Origin of the sequence: Agarilytica rhodophyticola, from assembly GCF_002157225.2 — a bacterium.
In the GTDB taxonomy this organism is placed as follows: Bacteria; Pseudomonadota; Gammaproteobacteria; order Pseudomonadales; family Cellvibrionaceae; genus Agarilytica; species Agarilytica rhodophyticola.
Genome location: NZ_CP020038.1, coordinates 3306404 through 3328463, shown reverse-complemented (window position 1 = coordinate 3328463; position 22060 = coordinate 3306404). Strand labels below are relative to the sequence as shown.

Sequence of the window (22060 nt, the reverse complement as noted above, 5' to 3'; positions counted from 1 at the left end):
GAGTTAATTGCCCTCCCCTCGATTTCTTAGTTTTTGCAACCACTCCCTAGGTGAAAGTCCAAGTTTCTTGCGAAACACACGAGCCAGTGCTGAACCATGTTCATATCCCACTTCATTAGCCACAAGATTAACAGATTTATCGAGCTTTAATAGATCCTGAGCAATGGCGATTCTAATATCTACAATGTAATCATTGGGCGTTTGACCAACCGTTTCTTTAAAGAAAGAAGCGAATTTAGAGCGCGACATAGCCGCCAAATCAGCAAGCATTTCCAAGCTCCACTGCTTTTGTGGGTGTTCGTGGATGGCTCTTATGACACGGGACAACTTAGGGTGCGATAAACCTGCCATTACGCCATATGAGAGCGTCCCCTCACTAATAACATGCCGCAAAACTTGCAATAAGAATATATCGGTTAATTTATCAAGCATGGTCTGGCGACCTTTTTGGTCTTCAAATGCTTCTTTAAATAACCATTGCGCAGCTTTACCAATCGCTTCACTTGATGCTATTGGAAAATACATAAATTGCGGCAAGGCATTCACTAATTGTTCTTGGTTAGCAGAATCTAAACTAATGGCTGCACAGACTAAATTAGCATTATGAGATTCATGAGAGATAATGCGATGCAAGGTTGGCCCGGGAATATATATAACAGAAGGTTTATTTAAAACAACCTTGTGGCCATCATTTGTTAACACCGTCAGCACGCCAGATTTAAGCATGTGCATATGACCAGTCTTAGTTCCACCTAAAGCTTGAACACCGCATAAATTACCGCTAAAGAACACATCCGCATTAATGGATATAGCATTCAATATGTGACTTAATTCATCCATTTTTATCCCTTTGACTAAAGAATAAAGGAAGCGAGAGTAAAAAATACATAAATATATTTAACACAAAGCACACAATACATTCCAAATAAAATGGAACTACATTGGTTCCTTGCAATAAGACTCCAGCAGTCTCATCGCAACGACCTTAGCTTCATTAGCAGCATTGTAATCGTTGGTAGTATGAGCGTTTACAATCGCTCCATCGGATAGTAAGGCCATTTGTTTAGCAATAGTATGCGCATTTTCAAACTTACATTCACTTAGCAGTTCTTCAATAAACTGAATTACTAATTTTTTGTGGTTAGTGCAAGCGACATGGATCGGATCATCTTGTCTGGGGTATTCAGCAGAAGCATTGATAAACATACACCCACAAAAGTTATCGGAGTTTATCCACTCAGATAAGGCATCGAAATATGCCGATATTTTGGCAAATTTTACATCCACTTCTTGTTTTGATAATAACCGTGCAATAGTTTGTCGCAAGTTACTCATAAACTGCTCATCACGCCGTTGTAAAGCCGCGATAATAAGTTCATCTTTGGATTTAAAGTGGTTATACAACGTTTTTTTAGCAACACCTGACTCTGCTAACACAAGATCAATACCCGTCGCTCGAAAGCCCTGGCGGTAAAACAGCCGCTGCGCTGTCTCTACCAAATGCTCTTTTCTACTTGCCACCATAACCTAGCTCCTAATTATTTACTTACAGCATATTCGCAACTTATTTATCTACGGCTTACATCTATCCACCGCTTACATCTATCCACGGCTTAATTTGCATGTAACGCATCTGCGAAAAAGTATACAGATTAGTATACTTTTATATGAAAATGATGTCACGGGGAAATTTTTAAACAGTGCACATATATTTTTTTATCAAATAAAACAATAAGTTACGAATAAATCCATCAAAATAACTCAATATTGCCTTTGATCCAACTTGACATAGACAGAATTGTCTATATGATACCTCAAGTATACAGAACTGTCTCCCTTGAGGTATGGTTTGCAAGTGCCCTCATATATGCACTGAAACATGCCTCTTAAAACTATCCTTTTAACCTCTAATGAGAAGAAAATATTATGATAAAGCTATATGATTTTGAGTTGTCTGGTCACGCACATCGCGTCAGGTTAATGTTGTCTTTACTTAATTTAGAATATGAAAAAGTATCGCTGGATCTTGCTAACGGCGAACACAAGAAAGAACCCTATAAGAGCATTAACCCTTTTTCCCTAGTACCGGTATTAGATGACGATGGTGTTGTAATACGTGATTCTGTCGCAATTCTCGCTTACTTAGCCACCAAATACGGCCCTCAATGGTACCCTCAAGAGCCTGAAGCAGTGGCACGAATTCATGAGTGGTTATCTCTATCAACACGAGAAATTGCCGAAGGCCCAGGTAGAGCTCGATTAATTACTGTTTTTGGTGCCGATTTCGACCAAGCACTCACCATCGAAGAAAGTCACGCATTACTGACAAAAATTAACGATTTATTAGCAGATCAAGACTGGATGGCAATAAATGCACCAACCATTGCTGATATCGCATGTTATAGCTATATTGCTCACGCCCCCGAGGGAAAAGTATCTCTTGACAACTACCCCAACATCTTGCGTTGGCTTGCGAAAGTGGAAGCTCTTGAGGGATTTATCCCGATGCAAAAAACAGCGATAGATAGTTAATCTATACATTTAATTCACTACATTAAGCCTATATAGGAAATATTATGAGCGCTGAGATTCGTAAACCCCTACCGCCGTTTACTGCTGAAACGGCTGCCCAAAAAGTACGTATGGCAGAAGATGGATGGAATAGCCGTAACCCTGAAAAAGTATCTTTAGCTTATACCAAAGATAGTGCTTGGAGAAATCGGGCAGAATTCATTAATGGTAGAGAAGAAATTCAAACATTCTTAACCCGTAAATGGGAAAAAGAGCTGGACTATCGTTTAATTAAAGAATTATGGTCTTATACTGATAATCGCATAGCTGTACGCTTTGCCTATGAATGGCGAGATGATTCAGGGCAATGGTATCGAGCTTATGGCAATGAAAATTGGGAGTTCGACGAAAATGGGCTGATGCAAAAGCGCTTTGCAAGTATCAATGACCTTCCTATTCAAGAGTCTGATCGTAAATTTCATTGGCCCCAAGGTCGTCGCCCAGATGACCATCCTAGCCTTTCAGATTTAGGCTTATAATTAAAGGCAAAATAACGAGTGTCCGATAACAGTTAAGACTATCAGGCACTCGCTAAAAAATTAATTTACAGTTAACAATTTACAAAAAGATATGTTGCATCATAACTTTATGAGCGACTGGCGATTCTACAATAGAGAACATTTAATTATTTTTGATTAAATTGTTTATACAAAAACTACACACCAAGATCGACTATTTAAAGAAAAAACCTCTACTACTTATCCTCAAATAAATTCATTTATTACATATTAGACCTTATATTTTCCTTCAAAAAATATTTCACAAGTCAACAACGGCTAAGCATACAGCTTATATACTTAAAAAATCGCACTGCAGAATTAACAAAAATTTACAAAAAAACAAAACCTCAAAAGCACATCAAAAATAAAAATTGTCGCCAAAAAATTAACTAAAGAAATTAATTTTATTGCAGTATTTTTCTGTTCTAAAAAGCAGAACATCAATAAAAATAATTTCCATATTTATAACCCAAGAAAAGTTCTTATTTAGAGTTATAACGTGTTAAAACTCACGACAAACAGCGTCTAGAGTTAAAATTTTTAGTTACTGAATATCTAGAAATAATAATGCTGGCAACATCCAGTCATTATTAACTGACCACTAAAAGAAAAGAGATTAAAAATGAAAAGACAGTTATTATTAGCGACAGCACTGACAAGTGTATTATTTTCTTCAGTGTTTGCTCAAGCCCAAACAAGAAAAAGCGCTCAACTATTTGAACTAATACCACAGGAGCAAGTGCAAACCTTCAGTAAAGACGCCACTATAACAACGCTACAGAAAGACGGCAGCACACGTTTTTTGGGTCAGATAAAATTAAACACAAAGATGATAGACGGCGCTACTAACGATATGTATTTGCCTTTTGGGCCTGGAATGGTGTTTCCAGTGAAGCTTTCAAACAGCTATTGGCTAAACTCAGACTACCAAGTATGGGCTGGCGCTGTTGAGATAGAAAATATAAGAAAATATAATAACAAGAACCCCAACCGAGCTGTGTTCGTAAGAAATAAAGATCGAGTCTTTGGTCAAGTAAATGTGGATGGCCGCATATTTGAAATTATGACCATGGAAAACGGGAAACACATGGTAGTAGAACGGGACTTTAGCCAACTAGGCATTGCCGATGATACACCGGCAGGAGAACTCCCCATCGAGGATAACTTTGCCAGCAATAATATACTTACAAGTGCAGCCGCAGCTAGATCCAATATACGCGTACTACAAATAGCATCTGCAACAGTGTTAAATAGATTTGGTAAAAATACGGTTAGAGATAGAATGAGCTTTTTTCTAGCCCAAGCGAACGATGTTTACGCCAATAACGGTATCGATATTGTATTACGAGATGCTGGTAGAATTAGTTCTCGAGTGGCTGAATTGGCTAGCGTTACTGCGAATGTTATTGGCCTTCGAGATCCCAATGACGGCTTCCTGGATAATTTTGCCGGACGAGTACGCGATAATCGATCTGCCGATATTGTTGCTTTGATTACGGATAATGATGGTGATCGACTGTGTGGCCGGGTCAACGATATCGGTGGCGGTCAAAACAATGGTTTCTTCGTAACACGTCATACATGTACAGGATTTACATTCGTACATGAGATAGGCCACCTGTTCGGCGCAAGACATGATAACGACCCCACCCAAACACCTTTTGCTTTTGGTCACGGTTTTGTTAATGCTGGGGGAAACTTTAGAACGGTCATGGCTGTTAACAGCAACCCACAACCTCGCATTGGCTTCTTCTCAACAGATGATCAAAGGTTTAATGGTGGTATATTAGGCAATGCTAGTGTTGCTGATAACGAAAGAGTCCATCAAAGGCGCCGCAATATTGTTGCTAATTTCAGATAAAAACTAATCATAAATTCAATTGTCATTTCGGCAATTGAATTTATTTGCTCAATAAAAACTAGGGCCTGTTCACACTAATTTAACCGCTCTTGTTTGCACTCAAAGGGCTGGTAGCATTTTTCCGCCTAGCGTCGTGAACAGGCCCTAATATAAATAAACTTTATAGAAAAGGCATTACACCATCAAGCTTGCCAAAGCGAGATAAGTCTTGGGCAAGCTTCTTGCTCAACTTAGCATTAGTAATAACAGGAGCCCTATTTTTATCTACCTCATAGTTTGTTTTTTCCAATTTTTTTAAGAAGCTGTCATTCTCAATATGGCTTGTGTCACGAGTACAGCACGATAGTTCAGCAATTTCAAAGACGCTATTGTTTTGACTAAAACGCTTAAATCCCATATAAGAAAAATGCTCCTCGACTTCTCGATCACTCTGATAAATCAAAGCTTCCATCAGCTTAAATAAGAACTCATTAATACTCGGCTTTTTTAACAAAAGTGTAAAACAATATACACCCGATTCTAGTAACTGCGTTTTCTTTGAAGTAGACAAGTTTATGTCCACCAAGATATCCCCATTTTTTCTCTTTTCGATGTCGACTATGTTAAACTGTCCAGAGTCATATTGTGTATGTAATAATAAACGGCGAACATTTTTAACAAAGTCATCTATGGACATTCCCTTTTCTTCTACTTCTAATAAACTCGCATTCTTTGCCATAAGAGGAAGATCGTGATGATTACTAAAAGGTGTTGTCTTGGATTTTTTTAAAGATAGTTTAAATAACTCTCTAACTTCATGCTCCCGAGCTTTTTTTAAAGCTAAAAATATTGTCTGAATTATCTCTGAGGTTGGTAATTCAGGTTCTACTCGCCACTTGCGACCATAGACAATTTTTTTCTGCGACTGTTTTGACAGACTAATATAGTTGTCATAACCAATAATACCTATCTGAATATAAATGTTATCGCCTTCTGAGCTCGCAAAAATAAGATAACTTTTATTAAAGTGGCAATTGAGTATAATATTTTGGACAGACTCCAGAGTATGTTTATAACGCAAATAATGTTGCGGAATGCAGTTTTTTCCGTTTTTTAATTTAACTGATGGTGCATACTCTAATGCTTGTTCTCCTTGTTGTAATACCATTGGCTTTGATTTTATCGACATAGATGCAACCTATTCAGAAAGAGCCATAATTGCTGAATCTAGCACAAAGCGGAATAGCGGGTTTTAAAAAGCCCAAAATTTTCATACTTACTTCCTCAATTACACATACCGAGCGATTTTTTTAAAAACGTATAGGCATCCTTCCCATACGCCGGTTATGCAAGTAACCTTAGTTAAAGTAAGTGGCAGAAGCCACGTGAGCTACTTTAACCAAACTAACCAATATAAATGATCCCATTAGTATCCAACTTGCAACTGTTAGTAACAAGACACCAGATAGTGATATATAAACGAGCGACATATGCAGTAGGTTCGTACATGTCTTGGCATACTTTTTTTAGTGTGAAAAATAGACCAAAAGGCAGTTTAAAACACAGGTTTACTGCAGGTAGAAGTGGTTTCAATCTGTATTATTGAAAGCCTGTTATCAGTATTTAACTGGCATAATAGGCTGCTAAAAGAAAAATCTCAGATATTTCAAGCTCAATCCATTAAGGTCAAAATGTATATCTTATATCTATCCCATATGTTGCGGGCTCATCCACTCGAACAAACACTGTACCGAAGGTAGCGAAGCTAATGGATTGTACTTCTGCTATATGTTTATTATCTAATACATTACGCCCCCATGTGGCTAATTCCCAATGTTCATTTTCCGATTGCCACGTCATACGAAGGTTAAGACGTTTACGTTTATTACGATAACCTTCGATAATATTATCGAATATATCGAGATGATTGGGCCTCAATTCTGGATTGTTCTCCGCATAAATATAGTCCCCATGAACAACCAAGCTGCCCAATGGAATATCCGGAGTCCAATCAAAACGGACGGTAAAAGACTCATCAAACTTTTCTATCGCACTTTCACTCCTAGCAAGCGATAGATTTCCGGTAGCATCAAAAAACGCAGGAAAGCGTACTTGAGTATTCATATAGTTAGTTACTAAGCCTAAAAATACACTATCGCTAATTACCCAATCTAAACTTAATTCTGCCCCTTTACTTTCTGTATCACTGTTTATAACTCTAAAAATTGCCGCAGTTTCGCCAGGTTCACGACTATTGACTGTACGCTGCAGCCCCTCTATATCAAACTGGTAAAAACTCAGCTGACTGCGCAACTGCTTATTAAAGAAGTCACCTTTAAGCCCTATCTCATAATTAGTAACCTCTTCAGGTTCGATCGGAAACTGGGCACTTCTTACATCCAAAGTATCAAAGCCTCCGGACTTATAGCCAGTAGAGTACGAGACAAAAGTCATAATATCATCGCTAAAGAAGTAATTTGCAACTAGCCTTCCGGTAGTTCTCGACCAGTTTTGACTCGCGCTTAAGAAATCCTGCTGCGCTAGCACTATATTGTTGGTAATGCCTAGGCCTGAAAAAGTCTGAGCGAATGAACTCAACGGCGTTTGCCATGTAAAGTCTTTATCATCATTGCTGTACCTTAAGCCCGCAGCAATGCTAAATTTTTCAGTAACAGCGTAATTAATATCGAAATAAGCTCCAATATTGGTAAAGTCTCCACTGCTAATACTTGTTTCATTATAGATCTGACCGGAAAACGAAGGCCCGAAAAGCAAGGGTAGTTGTAAGCCAACAGCAACCATTCCATACTCCGCATCCGACTGGACAAGAGGCCCAATACCCAATAAACTCGTGAACGTAGCCCAGTCATCAGGATTCCATAAATGATCAATACGATCTAGCAACGCTAATGCTGTATTACCCGCGCTAGTGGCTATAGCAGTTCTTAAGGTATCGTCATTCTTAACTCCGTTGGTGACATTTCGTAACAACGAATCTGTCTTCAGATTAGTCGGTACTTTTTGAAAAACATTTTCTTGACTAAAGTTAATACCCGATACTAAATCTAACTTATTTCGTACAAAATTAAATTGAATTTCTGTATAAAAAATATTTGAATCTTCAATATTATCCGTATCAAGATATCGAGTAACATCTATTGTTCCATCTTGATCAGCACGATTGGTGGTCTCGAAATCTCGATAGTTAATGATATAATTCATCGACCATTGATCATTAAATATATGATTGATTTTACCACTTACAGAATACATATCTCGTGTTTCTTGTCCATTGACAACGTCATTGGCTACTCGATCATTAAAAGGATCTGTACTCAAAGCAAAGGCACTCACACCAATGGCTTGTGGAGGTGCCTGATCAACATGATCCCAATCATAAGAAATCTGCAGCTGCGTTTGTTGTGATATATTCCATAAAACCGAACCACGTGCAGTAATAGAATCCTGATTGCCAGGGTCACCTCCCGATGGGCCAATATTATCAATAAATCCATCTCGTTGATTACTCAAGATATTAAAGCGGGCATAAACTTCATTACTTATGGGAATATTTAACATCCCTTCAAACCGGCGTAAACCTAGGTTAGCAATTTTCGCACTGATAAAACCTTCGGGCTTATCATTTGGTTTGTTGGGTATAATATTGACAACACCCAAAGCGGCGTTACGTCCAAACAAGGTTCCCTGCGGCCCCTTTAATACTTCAATCCTTTCTATATCAGAAAATGCGACTGTCGCACTTGCCCTTGGCACATAGGCACCATCGTAAAAGGTGGCAACAGAAGGATCACCACCGACACTGATGTTGGATGCTTCAATTCCACGAATTGAGATACCCGCTTGTGTCACCTGCCCTTCTTCAATCTCTAGACCAGGAATATAATTATGAATATCTATTAGAGAGAGTGCACCCGTTGTTTTAATATCTTGTGTACTAAAAGTATTAATAGCAATAGGTACATCCATCTGACTTTGAATACGCTTTTGTGAGGTCACCAGTACTTCTTCTAAAACAAAACTTTCAGTTTCTTGTGCATCAACAATAGCAGATAAAAAAATACACATGCCGATCATGACATTCAATAATAGTGGCTTACTTCTTAAACTTTCCTTATCATGAAAGAGAATAATCATTGAATTTCCCACCTTTATTTTTATTGTTTATTATTTTTTAAATATTAAAACATCCGTATACATCCTCTATTTTTCTACAACCATCAGTGTGAACAGGCCATAGCAAACCTAATATTTTAACAACAATTCTTCATCGTTATGCTTGATATATATTTCTTTAGCGCCAAAATCTGTAACACTGGATTCATTGTCATAACGCCTATAATTTGACGTGCTTATCACCTGACGATTAACTTTTAATGGCCGCGACCAACCAGTATCTATAACACCTATGGAAGGAGAATAGTAATGTATGTTCAACCCCCTAAATATCAGGGTCGCTTGCTGTATTAGATAAACAAAATTATTAAAACAACCATAATCCTGCTGTCTTCCCATCTCTACTAACCATATATTCTTATAGCCATGAGAAATTATCTCAGCACCCCGATATTCGCCTTCTTGTTGCCAAAAATAAGGATTACGGGAATATAGTGCGATATAGCCTTCATCTTTTTTACCAAATATCCAGCCATTTCTCTCAATCACATGATCAAACCTGTTACTGGGGAAAAAAGCATGAGTAAATTTTATTTTCTTTTGCAAAAGGATTGTGGGAATACAAGGTGTATTATAAATAACTACAACAACATTTTTATGCTGAATCGCCTTGGGCATGAAACCATTACCATGCCAGTAGGCATTAGGTGCTTGCATCCCGTAGCCTCCTGGATGGGTAGTAAAGCAGACAGCCTGATCGTTAAGGGTTGCCTGCCATATGTGCTGTTGATCGCCGCCATAACCCTTGCGATAGTTTTGGGAGGTGCTAAGCATGTAATCAGGAGTGCGATAAGTATAAATATTGTTTTCGCTCAAAACATTACGCGACATATCCTTACGTAATAGCCAAGCAATTATTGTAGTAAGACCTATTTTATCACCAAATTTTATTGCTTTCTTAAAGGGAACAAACTCTAAAAAGAATTTATTCTTCCACCAGTTGAATTTATCTAACAATAAAACCATATGTGAGAAAGTACGTGGATGACAATAACCACCGAATAAAAGTAAGCCCATGGCACTATCAAGATCTTTGTTACCATATCCCCACTTCGCCGCATCTTTGAAATTAATACTCACGCGTTGCTTATTAATCCATTCTTTTTTTTGATTGTCATGTGCAATATCAATAATAACTTTAGGAACACGATACCCTGTGCTAAGGGTGAACATAACCGCACTCATATTATCCTTATTAGCGAAACACCCCATACCAAATAATAATTTAGCAGTATCACTGGTAGACTCCACATAAGGGTTTATTTTTTCCTTAGTGTAGGTGCGTCCATGAGTGCAGGAAAACATTCCATAATAACTATTGATCGCCATATCATAGAGCATGAGATCAATTATTATTTGTGCCCGTCGGGAAACTTCATAGTCATCTGAGAAATCCACTAAATTTAATAATGGTGCAAAATCTTCATCATAGTAAACATTGGAAAGCCATTCACTAAAACCAGTAAAAAAACGCATCTCCAACCATTTTTCAATACGTTTTTTTGCCTCTTGCTTTTTATCTTTCCCTAGTTTATTAGAATTTTTAAAAATACTATCGGGAAATAGCTGACCTGCCAAAAACTCATTAACACTGAAAATAATGTGGTGATTCTCAGTCCAATAACACATAGAATCAATACCGGGTTCATCAGGCCAATATTTAAAGTTTAAAATTGTTTGTTTAGACTTTTCACGAAACTCATCAGACAATAGCCCATTATCGAAGAATTGGTAGTACAAGCGAATAACACCTGTCAATAAAAAGTCGGCACAATCACGTCGTTGATCAATATAGTCTAAGGTAGAAAACAATAAGCGTTCGTGTATAGGTTGATGATATTGCTGCAGCCTTATTAATTCATAGAAGAAGCATTTAATGGAGTCAGCACCGGGATTCTTCAACACATGAGAAATAAAACATGCCTTCCTTTGCTCATAAGGTTTAGCAAAAACACTCTTCGAATATCGATCTTCTACTCTGTATAGGGGGTAACCTTCAGGTGCTTTACCTACGTTACTTAACTTAAAATCTTGGACACTTGTAGTGGCAATAAAGACCTTATCTCGTGACATGGTATTCATGCCGAGAGAGATAAATGTGTTCTATTATTAATATATTCTTCGTAGGCGATAGCAGCAAAAATTAACGCGGCTATACCATAGGAAATATTCTCTCCTTTTTTAACATATTTATAGCCAGGATAAGGGCCGTATTTTAAACGATAGGGCATAAGAAACATGGGAATTGTCCAGCGACTAATTTCTGTCATATAACTTCCGTCGCTCTGATGGCGGACATTATCTAATACTGCACGAAATGCTTTTATCGCAGGTGTCGCAAATTCTTGCCCGAGATAACCTCTGCTTACTCCATTTAACCAACCCGCAGCGATAAGTGCCGTAGCACTAGATTCTCGATAATTATCGTTAGGTTTATTAAGTACAGTATCAAAGTAATAATCCGGGCGCTGGTAAGATAATAAAGCATAGGATACTTCATTTAATATTCTTGTAGCATAGATATCATCAACATAGTTTAAAAACAATGACAAACCTGCAACCACCCATCCGTTACCCCTTGCCCAGAAAATATTACGAGGATAAGGTCTACGTAATATTTTCCAATAGGAATGGTGGAATAATTTGCCTTTTGGATCTTGTAAGTAGTTGGCAAAATCGCGTGGTTGAGTTAATGCAAAATTCAATAAATTTTCATCTTTAAAATCTTTTGCTGCAATAGCACTGAAGACGCCGCTCATCATAATAGAGTCCACCCAAATGCTTTTGGGGTAGTCTTTAGCATCCTGACTATGCCCATTATGATTAATGAGATTACCGATAAGTCTCGGTTCGTATTTTAAGTAATGAATACCTTGCTGTGTCATGGCAAGATATTTAATATCAGCTGTTTTTTTATATAATTCATTCGTGATTAATACTGGTGCACAGGTGTCCGACTGATCCACCACGATACCTTTTTTGTAGTGGCAATCAACATAACTTTGATAAAAATGAAAATACCTTTCGTCACCTAGTAAATCGTCTAGTAGACTAAGGCTATACATAAGCAAAGCCTCCCCCCAATTCCAATTTAGGGATTCGGGCTTATGTTCTACAATATAGGTATCAGCGACTTTTGTCACACATTCTAAGTGGTGCATAAAAGCTCCAAATATTATTTTGTGTAGGTCAAAATCTCTTTTTCATCGTAGTATATTAAAAATACAACACCAAGTAGCGAAACCACAGCACCAACCATAGTAGCGAGACGGATTCCCATATCGTCTCCGATATCCTTGCCGAACAAAAGTAATGAAGTAAATATAATCATTCCAAGGCTACTACCACACTTGATGCAAAAGCCATTAATACCAATATACATCCCCGCTTGGTCATCACCATTTTTATAGGTGTCATAGGCAGCACAATCGGATGTCATGACATTAGGCAGGATACCGAAAGACGCTTGTGCAAATGGTGAAAATAAAATAACCAGAAGAAATAAAATATAGGGATGAATATCTGTCATACCAAAGCATGAAATAACCACGAAAGTCGTAGCAAATAGCAACAAACTAATTTTTAAAACATAGCTTTTGCCTTTGCTCTTTGCTAGCCGATTAATTAGTGGGTAACATGCGAGTGTTAAGCCGCCTATAACAACTGTCAAAGGACCTTGCACAAGGCCAGCATCCAACACCGCTAATACCGTAATAAAGTAGATCAAGCCCGCTTCGAAAATATATGTTGCGATGGTATAACTGGCATTACTCGCTAAAAAAAAGCGAAAACTCCGGTTTTGCATGACCTTCTTTAATGAAGGTAACATTTTGTGACTTTTTTTAATCGCGCCACTGGCAAAATCCCGTTCATCTATAAATAGCGCCGGCACCATTAGCGCTATGAAACCTAAGCATGCTGTGATTGAAAAAGTGATACGTATCGCCCAAATCTTTGAGACGCCGAACAAATTCATAACCACATCCCACATAGTGGGTGTAAAAGAAACAAGCAAAAATCCAATAAACCAAAATGCGCTGCTAATAGTACCCAAATCTACTTTATCGTCACTGGATTTGGCCAAATCTACCATGAGAGAATAAAAAGGTATCATATAAGACGTGAAAGCGACGGCACTCAATAGCAAGCAAACAAACAGCCAAACGACATTGTAATAACTGACTGCATTACTTATAGGAACGAAAAATACTAATACATAGAAAAAAGCAAAAGGCAGCGCAGCGCAACGCATGATAGGAATTCTTTTACCGAGAGGATGATTTAGCCGGTCACTAAAATTGGCTAGCACCGGGTCAAGCATGGCATCGAGAATACGACTAAGGGACATGATGACACCTAAGACCGTTAAACCAATAAAGAAACTTGTTTGCGGGATAAGATAGGCAATTCCCGCCTCTTTAGGTGGAAAAAAGAAATACACGAGGTAAAACATGTGCATAACAGTCAGCATGCCAATACCCATATTTCCCATGGAATAGATCAATTTCAGCTTCAGTGGCAACCCATTTACCTCTGTCGACACTGGTAGTGATACAGAAAAACTCATGGTTGCCGGCACACTAATGGCGAATTAAGCAATATTATTTCCCCCAGCGGTAAGCCGCTATGCAAACTTTTTTCTTAAAGCACTAAAAGCGCCATCCGTTCTTTCTAAAGCTTCGACAATATCATTGTGATGATGGGCTGCACACATAAACATATTGTGCCAAGGATGTAGGTAAACGCCTCTCTTAGCAGCTTCATTACAAAAAAAGTTATTTTTTTCCCACATGGGATCATTGTCAATCAGCACGAGAGGCATTTGGCAGGGCCCCGTCTGCCTTAGTTTAAAACCGTGGGATTTGGCTTGTTCATCGAGTCCAGCTCTAAATAGATCTCCCGCTAGCTTCATTTTTTCTATAGCCCCCTCTTCTTCAACGACCGCGATCGTTTCCAAACATGCGGCAAATGATACTGAAGCAAACCAAAAAGATCCTGTGGTATAAATATCTCCAGCGCCCTGTCTAAAATTGTTATTTCCTGTGACAACAGCAAGGGGATAACCATTAGCGATAGATTTACTCATGGCGCATAAATCAGGAGATACGCCAAGGGTTTCCCAGGTTGCTCCTAAAGTGAAACGAAAAGCGCAACGAACATCGTCGAGGATAAGTGCAGCATTTTTCTCATCACAAAGCTGGCGTGCAGCGTTAGCAAAAATGTCGGTTGGCCATTGCTGATCAACAAATACGTCATGTTTAAATGGCGATACCATGATGGCGGCTAAATCATCACCAGCTTGTGCCACTGCTTTACGCAAACTCGTCACATCATTGTAGGTATAGCTAATTTGGTTATCCCGTTCGCCCGCAGTGAAACCGACAGGCCCAGGAGTGCACCAACCACTAGCTCCATGGTAAGCACCATCGGCAATAACAAGAGTATTTTTACCCGTTTGTGCACGTGCGGTCATAACGCAGATACTCACAGCGTCGGTACCGTTTTTGGCAAAGATAACCCAGTCGGCATGCGCTATGTTAGCCTTTAGTTTTTCCGCAAGTTCGAGCATTAATTCAGAAGGGCCCGTAGCACAATCTATTTGTTGTTGTTGACGCGCGGCTGCCGCGTCAATCCGCGAATGGCCATAACCGAGTAAATTAGTGCCATAGCCGCACATAAAGTCAATATATTCATTGCCATCGGTATCCCATAGTCGACACCCTTTGGCCTTGGCAAAAAACTGGGGATGATTGGGCGATAAAGAGCTGGAGGCTTGATGACCGTATATACCCCGAGGAAAGGCTTTATTGGCTCGATCACGTAAACGTAGGTCATTATCTAGTTGCTGCATAGAAAACTTCCTTTCAATATTTTATTATTATTTCGCCAGCAGATATGGGTTATTAGCTTCCTTGCCAAGCGATACGCTAGAGCCAATTGATTACGCTAAAGCTCTAATTATTCGCTATCCTTGTGGTCTTGTTGCCCATAAGTTAGATAGGCATCAAGCACATGATTCATTTGAGAAGAGTTCAGCAGTTCAGGGCCGCCAATCGCAAGTGTCCCCCAGTAGCTATGTGCCATCTCCTCTACAATCGCCGCTAGTTTCATAGCGCCATCCAAATCAAAACCAATCGCCAGTTGTCCATGGTTAGCCATTAGACAAGCAAGAGATGTATCTAAAGCTTTTAAATTAGCTTCAGAAAGTTCTTTCGTTGCAAAGGTTGCGTACTCAGCCAGTGGGATCTCAAAACTGCCGCAAGCTGCAATCATGTAGTGCAAAGGCGGTATCGCTTTTCTTGCACAGGCCAAAATAGTGGCGTAAGGCGAATGGCAGTGAACCACCGCATTAATTCCAGGTTTATTGCGATAAATATCAGCATGCATCTGCCATTCACTTGACGGTTTCAATTGATCGGCTGGAGCTTCACCATTTAATTTCATATACACAATATGTTCAGGTAAAGTCTGATCGGGTGTCATACCTGTTGGCGTAATTATCATGCCCTCATTAACACGCAAGGATATATTGCCTGAAGTGCCACTGGTCAGTTTATTATCCACCAATGATTTTAATGCATCGATGACACGTAGGCGGTCTTGTTCGTTATTTTGGTAAGTCTCCATTAGCTCTTTCCTGCACTGGACGATGAGTTTGACCTACATCGTACCAGATTGCATGATTTTAAATGTAGTGTCATAGTCCTTTACCCCAGCATCTGAGCCGACGCCAGTTGCCACTTGTGCAGCAGTAGCGCATGCAAAATGGGCGGCCTGCTCGGCATTCATTCCGCGGGATAAAGCGACATGAAAACCCGCACAAAAAGCGTCACCACAACCACTGGTATCGACTACTTCTACATTTTTTATAATCGGGATATATTCACGTGCACCAGATCGTGTCGCTAAAAAAGCGCCCTCGCTTCCACACTTTATTAGACAACCTTCACACCCCTGCTCTAAAAATACACTGGCAGCTGCTTCGACTGTGGTTTCACCTGAAATTTCTATTGCTTCATCAATGGAGGGCATAAAAAAGTTTAAGTAAGGCGCTAAGGCTTTAACAGCTTCAGGCGTTTGCGAGCCAGGGGCAATAAGGTCGCCAGTTATTAGCGCACCGTTTGCACGTGCTTCAGCGAGTATATCTGCGGCGACGGCGCCATCTAAATTAAATAATAAACCTATCCCACCCCAATGGAGATGCTCAGCACTGACAATACACTCTCGCGCACGCGGGTCTATTTCCATCATCAAAAAGGCGCCAGGCATGTGCCAATTTGGACGCTTGCCCTCACGATTTATCGGCAAGATTGTAGCTGCGCTTGGTAAGTCACTGCGACAGGTGACTAAGGAGATGTCTACCTTCTCACGTTCCAACTTTAAACGGATCATATGACCTATGTCATCGTCAGCAATCGCGCCAACAAGTGTACTTTGCATTCCCATACGAGACGCAATAACCGCTGGAGCAGCAGCGGTACCGGCGGCACATACATGAATTTTTTCTATAACCTCAGTATTTTCTTGGTCAGGGATAGATGAAATCGGATAACCCAGTATATCTAAAATAGTGACGCCCACACTTACAAACGATGTACTCATACTGCTCTCCGGTCAAGTGTAATTTTGCCTGCCATAAAGCCATTGTAAAAAGTGATTCAATAAAAAAGTAGTTCCAAAAAAGGCAAAAAGTGGTCAATTTCAGCCAAATTATTTAAACTGCAATAGCGCATTTTAAGAGATGATTAAAAAATATCTTAGCGAGGAATTTTTGTCTGCTGAATTATAAATAAAATAAGTAAATAATTAGAAGAATAATAAATGAGTATTGATAAAAAATGCATCGCACCATTTATGTTTAACCTTGTGGTCAGAGTATTTGATAACAAAGGTTTAGACACAGAGGGCCTCGTACATGAGCTCGATCTCCATTTGTCAGATTTGGCAAATCAAGATACACGCATATCCTATAGTGATGCTTTAAAGATTATCGATAATGCTTATGCGATTAGCCAAGACCATAGTCTTGGCATCACTATTGCCCAAGAGCTTAATATTAGCGACTGGGGTATGATGGGCTACGCTGTCATAAGCTGTGACAACTTGTGGGACTCTTTAATTGTTGGCCAACGCTATAATCGCGCAGCAACACGCTTAACTAATAATATTGTCAACCAGGGAGCATCTGAATTCAGTCTCCAATCAATGCCACTATACAAGGCCTGTGGCAAGGAGCGTTTTTTGATAGAAGAAGATCTAGGTGGTGTAGTGGGCATGCTGCGCCGTTATTTAGGGGATAACATAAGCCCCAAAGAGGTTCATTTCAGCTATCCAGCGCCTGAGTATATACAGCGTTATCATGCACATTTTCGCTGTCCGATAAAATTTGAACAAACATATAATCGCATTATTTGGCCTATTTCAGACCTTAAGCGCCCTCTTCCCCTACGCAATCCCGCGGCCACTAAAATGGCAATTCAGCACTGTGAAAAATTAATTGCCGAAGATGAAGAGCCGGGAGGCATTGCCGAACAAGTACGCGCACAATTAGCGCAAACACCAGGCGAATATCCTTCGATAAAAGAGATTTCTTCTCATTTCAACATGAGTGAAAGTAGTCTGCGCCGTGCACTTAAAACGTTCAATACATCATATCAAGAAATACTAAATAATGTACGCAAAAAATTAGCCATTGAATACCTAAGTACTTCAAATCTCAAATTAGAAGATATTGCCCTACTTCTGGGATACAGTGACCTTAGCAATTTTAGGCGTGCTTTTCGCAGCTGGACAGGAAAAGCGCCGGTGGAGTATCGAGCGAAGAAATAAATTTATACGCTACTTTTATATATTGACATAACAAAGCCCTAGTTATCTTGAATGTTAAGATCGTAGTTGTCAAAAACCTCTTGGTATTTTGATATGGCATTTACACTTAAATAAGGTGTCATTTGAGCTAACAGTTTACTAATGCCTTTACCATGTTCGGCAATAAAGGCGGGATTATCAATGGCAATTTCGGTTTCGTTAGCCGCGGTTAATTCACAAAAATTTTTCACCATTGCAAAAGGCAAATGATAGTGCTCGCCAGTGAATCGATTTTTAAAAAGCGGATTATCCTCAACACCTATTCTAGTGAAATAATATTCACGGTCGCAGGCACAGTATTGATAAACAATTTCTTCTGCTTGTTTACCAATAATAACCGCAATTGTATTTCGCTGGTCGGTGCCAACAAAATTCTCATCGAATCCTGCTGTTCCATAAGCAGCATGGTATAGCCCCGCATCTTGTAACACTGAAGATGCACCCCATTGTTGCAACAATTGCTTCGTGCCTAATAAGTGCTCGGTTAAAGTACCGTCAAGATGTTCAAACTCTCCGGCGCCTAGTTCTGCAAGCTGATTAAATTTTTGATTTGTCATTTTTTACCTTATTTTGTTTATACCCTAGGCTCTTTCTTATAATTTAAATAGTCTCTCGCTGTTCAAGCAAAGCAAATATAGTCGACTTAAGAATTTGTGCTGCGTAGTTTTGTGGCATTACCTCTTTGGTGGTGACGGCTAACTGATAAGCTCCAGCGATGGCAGCAAGAGCAATACCCGTAACATGCTCCAGGAGTTCTTCAGAGTACTCTTGTTGACTATGCTGAGCGTAGGCTTGGAATAAACTGATTAATTGACGTTTATTTTTTGCCACAATTATCTGGTAGTGAGCCTGAATTTCTTTCTGTCTTATTGACTCCGAGCCGACGATCACCCAAGCCACCACAGCATCTTGATCCGCGCCTTTTCCCATACCCAAGGCAGCATCGATATAGGCTTCAATACGCGCTTTAGGTGTATCTGCCTGCTCTGCCAAAGAGCAATAGCGATGCTGAGCTTTTTCATCCAAGTACTTAATAAGCTCTATAAAAATCTCTTGCTTGGTTTTGAAATGATAATGAATGAGACCACTGCGAAGTTCTGCTTCTTTGGCAATCAGTTGAATAGAAGCGCTTTCATAGCCACATTTAGCCATTACTCGCAGCAGCGCCTGTACAATTTCTAAACGACGCTGAGCCTTGTTCGAGGGACGAGGCATAACATTTACTCTCAATAAAAAATTTTAGATCTATCTTACCACAGTAAATTGGTTATATGCCCAAAATACCTTGACAGCAAAGACCCAAAGACGTATAAATTGGTTAAACGACCAATTTATACGTCTTAAGGCCACTTGTACTTAGGTATTGAGCCAATGCAACAAGCGATAAAAGCAGAACTAAGAGATGAATGGATAAGCCTTTGTGGTGAGCTATCAGAGCACAAAGGGTGCGCTCAAAGATGGTTTAACACACTGTGTAATGCCTATGAAAATCCGCAAAGAAGCTATCATAACCTTGCGCATATTAAGCAGGTGCTCGATATTGCCAAGGCACATAGAAGCTATTTTTCACAATGGCATAGCGTGTTTTTTGCTAGCTGGTTTCACGATTTTATTCAAGGACGTGGACAAAAAAACGAAGTTCTCAGTGCACAGCTTGCTACCCGAGCATTGTCGGAATTAGCGCTGTCACCGGAGCTTATCGAAAACACTCGTCAGATGATATTAAGCACTAAAGATCATCTCGTAAAAGAAAATTCAGACTGTGCGCTTTTCGTAGACTGTGATCTCTCAATTCTTGGGGCAACACCAGAGTTGTATGAAAACTATAGTAAGCAATGCCGTTTAGAATACACCGTCTCTAATTTTAAGTACAAAATAGGACGACGTAGGTTTTTAACAAAAACTCTTGCCAAAAAAAGTATCTATCAAACATCATTACTTGGTGATCAATTGGAACACAAAGCACGAGTCAACATTATCAATGAATTGGAGAATCTATAATGACACTGTGCGTCCCTGCTACAAATACAGCTCTCTCAGTAGTTGATCTCTTACCTCAGCTGAAAGAAACATGCCTTATTGTAAAAGGTTTATTTACACCAGAAGAGTGCCAAAACCTTAAAAAGCAAGCGATCAAACACGGTTTTGCCAGCGCTCACCATAAGTATCCCACAAGTTATAGAAATAATAGTCGAATTGAAAAAGATGATCCCTTACTTGCCAATATTCTTTATAAAAGGTGTCAAACATTCTTACCTAAAAAACTTAAGATTATAGACCAAGAATACACTCCCAACGGCCTTAACCCACGTTTGCGTTATTGTCGATACTCTCGCGGAGAACAATTCTCGATTCATCGAGATGGTGTCTTTTATCAAGATGACAATCATCAATCAAAATTAACATTTTTATTATATTTAAATTGCACCAATGAATTTAAAGGAGGTGCAACCACATTTTATCAAGATCAGTACGGGGAAAAATTATTAGCTAGCTACACTCCAGAAGTTGGTGATGTGGCTATTTTTGATCACGGCATTTGGCATAGCGGCAATACAGTAACCCAAGGTAGTAAGTATATTCTCAGAAGTGATTTTATATACAAGCAGTGTATCAACAAGAATTCTATAGAGAATACATCATCGCAACATAAAGGCTATATATGGAATACTCTCGCAGTTGATAAAAATGTATTTGCCTCAGCATCAAGGGACAAAAGTATAAAATTATGGGATAGACAACTAAAATGTCTACAAACTTTAAGGCAGCATAAAAACTCGATTTTTAACTTAGCCGTTGATGTAAATAAAAATCTCTACGCCATTTCAAGAGATGGTTATATGACAAAATGGAAAAAGAAGAATAGCCAGTATCAACTCGACTGGAAAATTAACACTCTACATCCTAGCGTATTAGACGTTATCGCGTTGGATAATAAAAATATTCTTACTTCGGGCTCCGATGGCATTATTAGAATGTGGCAAGAGCAAAAACAAGTGTCATCATTCAAATATCACAGGCAATGGTGCTGGTCATTAGTTGATCGAGATGGAAAAAGTTTTATCAGTTGTGATGCAGGCGGAGTCGTCAATATTATCAATATTGCAACAGGGGAACTAATCTCTAGTCAACAACTAAGCTGCGCGCTCAGATGTATGAAAATCTATAAAGACGATATTTTTATAGGAGACGAGAAAGGAAGAGTTCATCAACTGAGTACTAAAGATTTGGTGATAAAAAACACACAACAATTACATAAGGGGATTGTGAGAGACATAGTTACAAACGATAACGGCATCATAAGCTGTGGCGAAGATAATAAGGTGCTCTTATCTGATATAAAACTAAATAACGTGCGGGAACTTTATACTCACGATGATTTCGCAACTTCTCTAACACTCATAAATAAAGATGAGCTAATTTCTTCATCATATAGCGGTACTATAGTCAAAATATGCCTGTGAAAGAGAGAATGCTTTTCTACTTCTATCCATCGCGAAATAGTAAATTCCCGATTAAAGTGCCACACCTTACTTTTCACGCCAAAAAACCAAATTTAAGAAAATACAAAGCCCTACAATATTAACATAATACTTCTATCTCGTATAAACCGTCATATATGCATGAATATAGCAAATGCTTAATCTTATATTAATGCATTTCACATTGAGTAGTTAAATGCATTAAAACTTTCGCTTTTGTAGATTCACAATTTTTAACAAAATATCTTACTGTTTAGTTTAAGACAAAATAAATAATTATTTAACACACTTAAACAGATTAGATCTATAGAAATAGATTATATTAACAATTACTTAATACTTGTTAACATTAATTTTTAGCACAAATAAAACGATAAAATAAATATAAACTAAAAAAACAAAACATAGTGTCAGATTTTTTTACACAAAAAAATTTATTAAATAAAAGGCCATATGCACCCTATTGCTGTTATTAAGATGCACTTAACAATACGCACTTTATAAAGCAGATATAATTAATAAAAAATAATTTTATTCTTAACATATCTAGTAATTATCTAATAATTTATAAAAATCAAAATTGATGGCACCCTATTGTTTTATTA

Annotated in this window: 18 protein-coding genes; 6 read left to right on the top strand and 12 right to left on the bottom strand. The window is 38.7% G+C overall.

The features are described 5' to 3' along the window. Positions 1-3 precede the first annotated feature (3 nt). Positions 4-840, bottom strand: coding sequence for an AraC family transcriptional regulator (locus tag BVC89_RS13910; RefSeq protein WP_086931766.1), 837 nt, complete (start codon positions 838-840; stop codon positions 4-6). Positions 841-936: 96 nt separating this feature from the next. Beyond that, on the bottom strand, positions 937-1524 hold the full coding sequence (locus BVC89_RS13905; RefSeq protein ID WP_086931765.1) for a TetR/AcrR family transcriptional regulator: 588 nt from the start codon (positions 1522-1524) through the stop codon (positions 937-939). A 402-nt stretch (positions 1525-1926) separates the two neighbouring features. Between BVC89_RS13905 and BVC89_RS13900 the strand changes: the two genes are divergently transcribed. From BVC89_RS13900 to BVC89_RS13890, 3 genes are all read left to right on the top strand, one after another. Next, on the top strand, positions 1927-2532 hold the full coding sequence (locus BVC89_RS13900) for a glutathione S-transferase family protein (protein ID WP_086931764.1): 606 nt from the start codon (positions 1927-1929) through the stop codon (positions 2530-2532). 44 nt (positions 2533-2576) lie between these two features. After that, positions 2577-3050 carry a DUF1348 family protein gene (locus BVC89_RS13895; RefSeq protein WP_086931763.1) on the top strand — a complete coding sequence of 158 codons (474 nt, stop codon included), beginning with the start codon at positions 2577-2579 and terminating at the stop codon, positions 3048-3050. 643 nt (positions 3051-3693) lie between these two features. After that, positions 3694-4932: a M12 family metallo-peptidase gene (locus BVC89_RS13890; RefSeq protein ID WP_086931762.1), complete on the top strand. Its 1239-nt coding sequence runs from the start codon at positions 3694-3696 to the stop codon at positions 4930-4932. 160 nt (positions 4933-5092) lie between these two features. On the opposite strand, the gene BVC89_RS13885 is transcribed toward BVC89_RS13890, so the two are convergent. The 8 genes from BVC89_RS13885 to BVC89_RS13850 form a co-directional block, all read right to left on the bottom strand. Further along, positions 5093-6100 (bottom strand): hypothetical protein, encoded by a 1008-nt coding sequence (locus BVC89_RS13885; RefSeq protein ID WP_086931761.1) that lies wholly within the window; start codon positions 6098-6100, stop codon positions 5093-5095. Positions 6101-6597: 497 nt separating this feature from the next. After that, entirely contained in the window at positions 6598-9066 is a 2469-nt protein-coding gene (locus BVC89_RS13880; protein WP_086931760.1) for a TonB-dependent receptor, read from the bottom strand. Positions 9067-9174: 108 nt separating this feature from the next. Beyond that, a complete protein-coding gene (locus BVC89_RS13875) occupies positions 9175-11178 on the bottom strand; it encodes a hypothetical protein (RefSeq protein WP_158657934.1) in 2004 nt (667 codons plus the stop codon). Positions 11179-11183: 5 nt separating this feature from the next. Further along, the gene (locus tag BVC89_RS13870) at positions 11184-12266 is read right to left on the bottom strand and encodes a glycoside hydrolase family 88 protein (protein WP_086931758.1); all 1083 of its coding nucleotides are present in this window, start codon (positions 12264-12266) and stop codon (positions 11184-11186) included. Positions 12267-12280: 14 nt separating this feature from the next. Further along, a complete protein-coding gene (locus tag BVC89_RS13865; RefSeq protein WP_086931757.1) occupies positions 12281-13672 on the bottom strand; it encodes an MFS transporter in 1392 nt (463 codons plus the stop codon). Between the two features lie 57 nt (positions 13673-13729). Then, positions 13730-14956, bottom strand: a complete 1227-nt coding sequence (locus BVC89_RS13860; RefSeq protein WP_086931756.1) for an aminotransferase class III-fold pyridoxal phosphate-dependent enzyme — start codon at positions 14954-14956, stop codon at positions 13730-13732. A 107-nt stretch (positions 14957-15063) separates the two neighbouring features. Further along, positions 15064-15732, bottom strand: coding sequence for a class II aldolase/adducin family protein (locus BVC89_RS13855; protein WP_086931755.1), 669 nt, complete (start codon positions 15730-15732; stop codon positions 15064-15066). A 33-nt stretch (positions 15733-15765) separates the two neighbouring features. Further along, positions 15766-16707: a carbohydrate kinase family protein gene (locus BVC89_RS13850; RefSeq protein WP_086931754.1), complete on the bottom strand. Its 942-nt coding sequence runs from the start codon at positions 16705-16707 to the stop codon at positions 15766-15768. A gap of 219 nt (positions 16708-16926) precedes the next feature. Between BVC89_RS13850 and BVC89_RS13845 the strand changes: the two genes are divergently transcribed. Further along, a complete protein-coding gene (locus tag BVC89_RS13845; protein WP_086931753.1) occupies positions 16927-17934 on the top strand; it encodes an AraC family transcriptional regulator in 1008 nt (335 codons plus the stop codon). A 38-nt stretch (positions 17935-17972) separates the two neighbouring features. Here the strand turns inward: BVC89_RS13845 and BVC89_RS13840 are convergent, their stop codons facing one another. Together BVC89_RS13840 and BVC89_RS13835 are read right to left on the bottom strand one after the other, a co-directional pair. After that, entirely contained in the window at positions 17973-18530 is a 558-nt protein-coding gene (locus tag BVC89_RS13840; RefSeq protein WP_086931752.1) for a DUF6817 domain-containing protein, read from the bottom strand. 43 nt (positions 18531-18573) lie between these two features. Further along, entirely contained in the window at positions 18574-19188 is a 615-nt protein-coding gene (locus BVC89_RS13835) for a TetR/AcrR family transcriptional regulator (protein ID WP_086931751.1), read from the bottom strand. Positions 19189-19344: 156 nt separating this feature from the next. Between BVC89_RS13835 and BVC89_RS13830 the strand changes: the two genes are divergently transcribed. Continuing rightward, complete coding sequence (locus BVC89_RS13830) at positions 19345-19974, top strand: HD domain-containing protein (protein ID WP_086931750.1); 630 nt, start codon at positions 19345-19347, stop codon at positions 19972-19974. Further along, positions 19974-21437 (top strand): 2OG-Fe(II) oxygenase, encoded by a 1464-nt coding sequence (locus tag BVC89_RS13825; RefSeq protein ID WP_086931749.1) that lies wholly within the window; start codon positions 19974-19976, stop codon positions 21435-21437. The genes BVC89_RS13830 and BVC89_RS13825 overlap by 1 nt, the downstream gene beginning before the upstream one ends. Positions 21438-22060 lie beyond the last annotated feature (623 nt).

Coding starts and splice junctions, on each gene's coding strand:
- BVC89_RS13910 (WP_086931766.1), bottom strand. CDS start 840: ATGGATGAATTAAGTCACATATTGAATGCTATATCCATTAATGCGGAT.
- BVC89_RS13905 (WP_086931765.1), bottom strand. CDS start 1,524: ATGGTGGCAAGTAGAAAAGAGCATTTGGTAGAGACAGCGCAGCGGCTG.
- BVC89_RS13900 (WP_086931764.1), top strand. CDS start 1,927: ATGATAAAGCTATATGATTTTGAGTTGTCTGGTCACGCACATCGCGTC.
- BVC89_RS13895 (WP_086931763.1), top strand. CDS start 2,577: ATGAGCGCTGAGATTCGTAAACCCCTACCGCCGTTTACTGCTGAAACG.
- BVC89_RS13890 (WP_086931762.1), top strand. CDS start 3,694: ATGAAAAGACAGTTATTATTAGCGACAGCACTGACAAGTGTATTATTT.
- BVC89_RS13885 (WP_086931761.1), bottom strand. CDS start 6,100: ATGTCGATAAAATCAAAGCCAATGGTATTACAACAAGGAGAACAAGCA.
- BVC89_RS13880 (WP_086931760.1), bottom strand. CDS start 9,066: ATGATTATTCTCTTTCATGATAAGGAAAGTTTAAGAAGTAAGCCACTA.
- BVC89_RS13875 (WP_158657934.1), bottom strand. CDS start 11,178: ATGTCACGAGATAAGGTCTTTATTGCCACTACAAGTGTCCAAGATTTT.
- BVC89_RS13870 (WP_086931758.1), bottom strand. CDS start 12,266: ATGCACCACTTAGAATGTGTGACAAAAGTCGCTGATACCTATATTGTA.
- BVC89_RS13865 (WP_086931757.1), bottom strand. CDS start 13,672: ATGAGTTTTTCTGTATCACTACCAGTGTCGACAGAGGTAAATGGGTTG.
- BVC89_RS13860 (WP_086931756.1), bottom strand. CDS start 14,956: ATGCAGCAACTAGATAATGACCTACGTTTACGTGATCGAGCCAATAAA.
- BVC89_RS13855 (WP_086931755.1), bottom strand. CDS start 15,732: ATGGAGACTTACCAAAATAACGAACAAGACCGCCTACGTGTCATCGAT.
- BVC89_RS13850 (WP_086931754.1), bottom strand. CDS start 16,707: ATGAGTACATCGTTTGTAAGTGTGGGCGTCACTATTTTAGATATACTG.
- BVC89_RS13845 (WP_086931753.1), top strand. CDS start 16,927: ATGAGTATTGATAAAAAATGCATCGCACCATTTATGTTTAACCTTGTG.
- BVC89_RS13840 (WP_086931752.1), bottom strand. CDS start 18,530: ATGACAAATCAAAAATTTAATCAGCTTGCAGAACTAGGCGCCGGAGAG.
- BVC89_RS13835 (WP_086931751.1), bottom strand. CDS start 19,188: ATGCCTCGTCCCTCGAACAAGGCTCAGCGTCGTTTAGAAATTGTACAG.
- BVC89_RS13830 (WP_086931750.1), top strand. CDS start 19,345: ATGCAACAAGCGATAAAAGCAGAACTAAGAGATGAATGGATAAGCCTT.
- BVC89_RS13825 (WP_086931749.1), top strand. CDS start 19,974: ATGACACTGTGCGTCCCTGCTACAAATACAGCTCTCTCAGTAGTTGAT.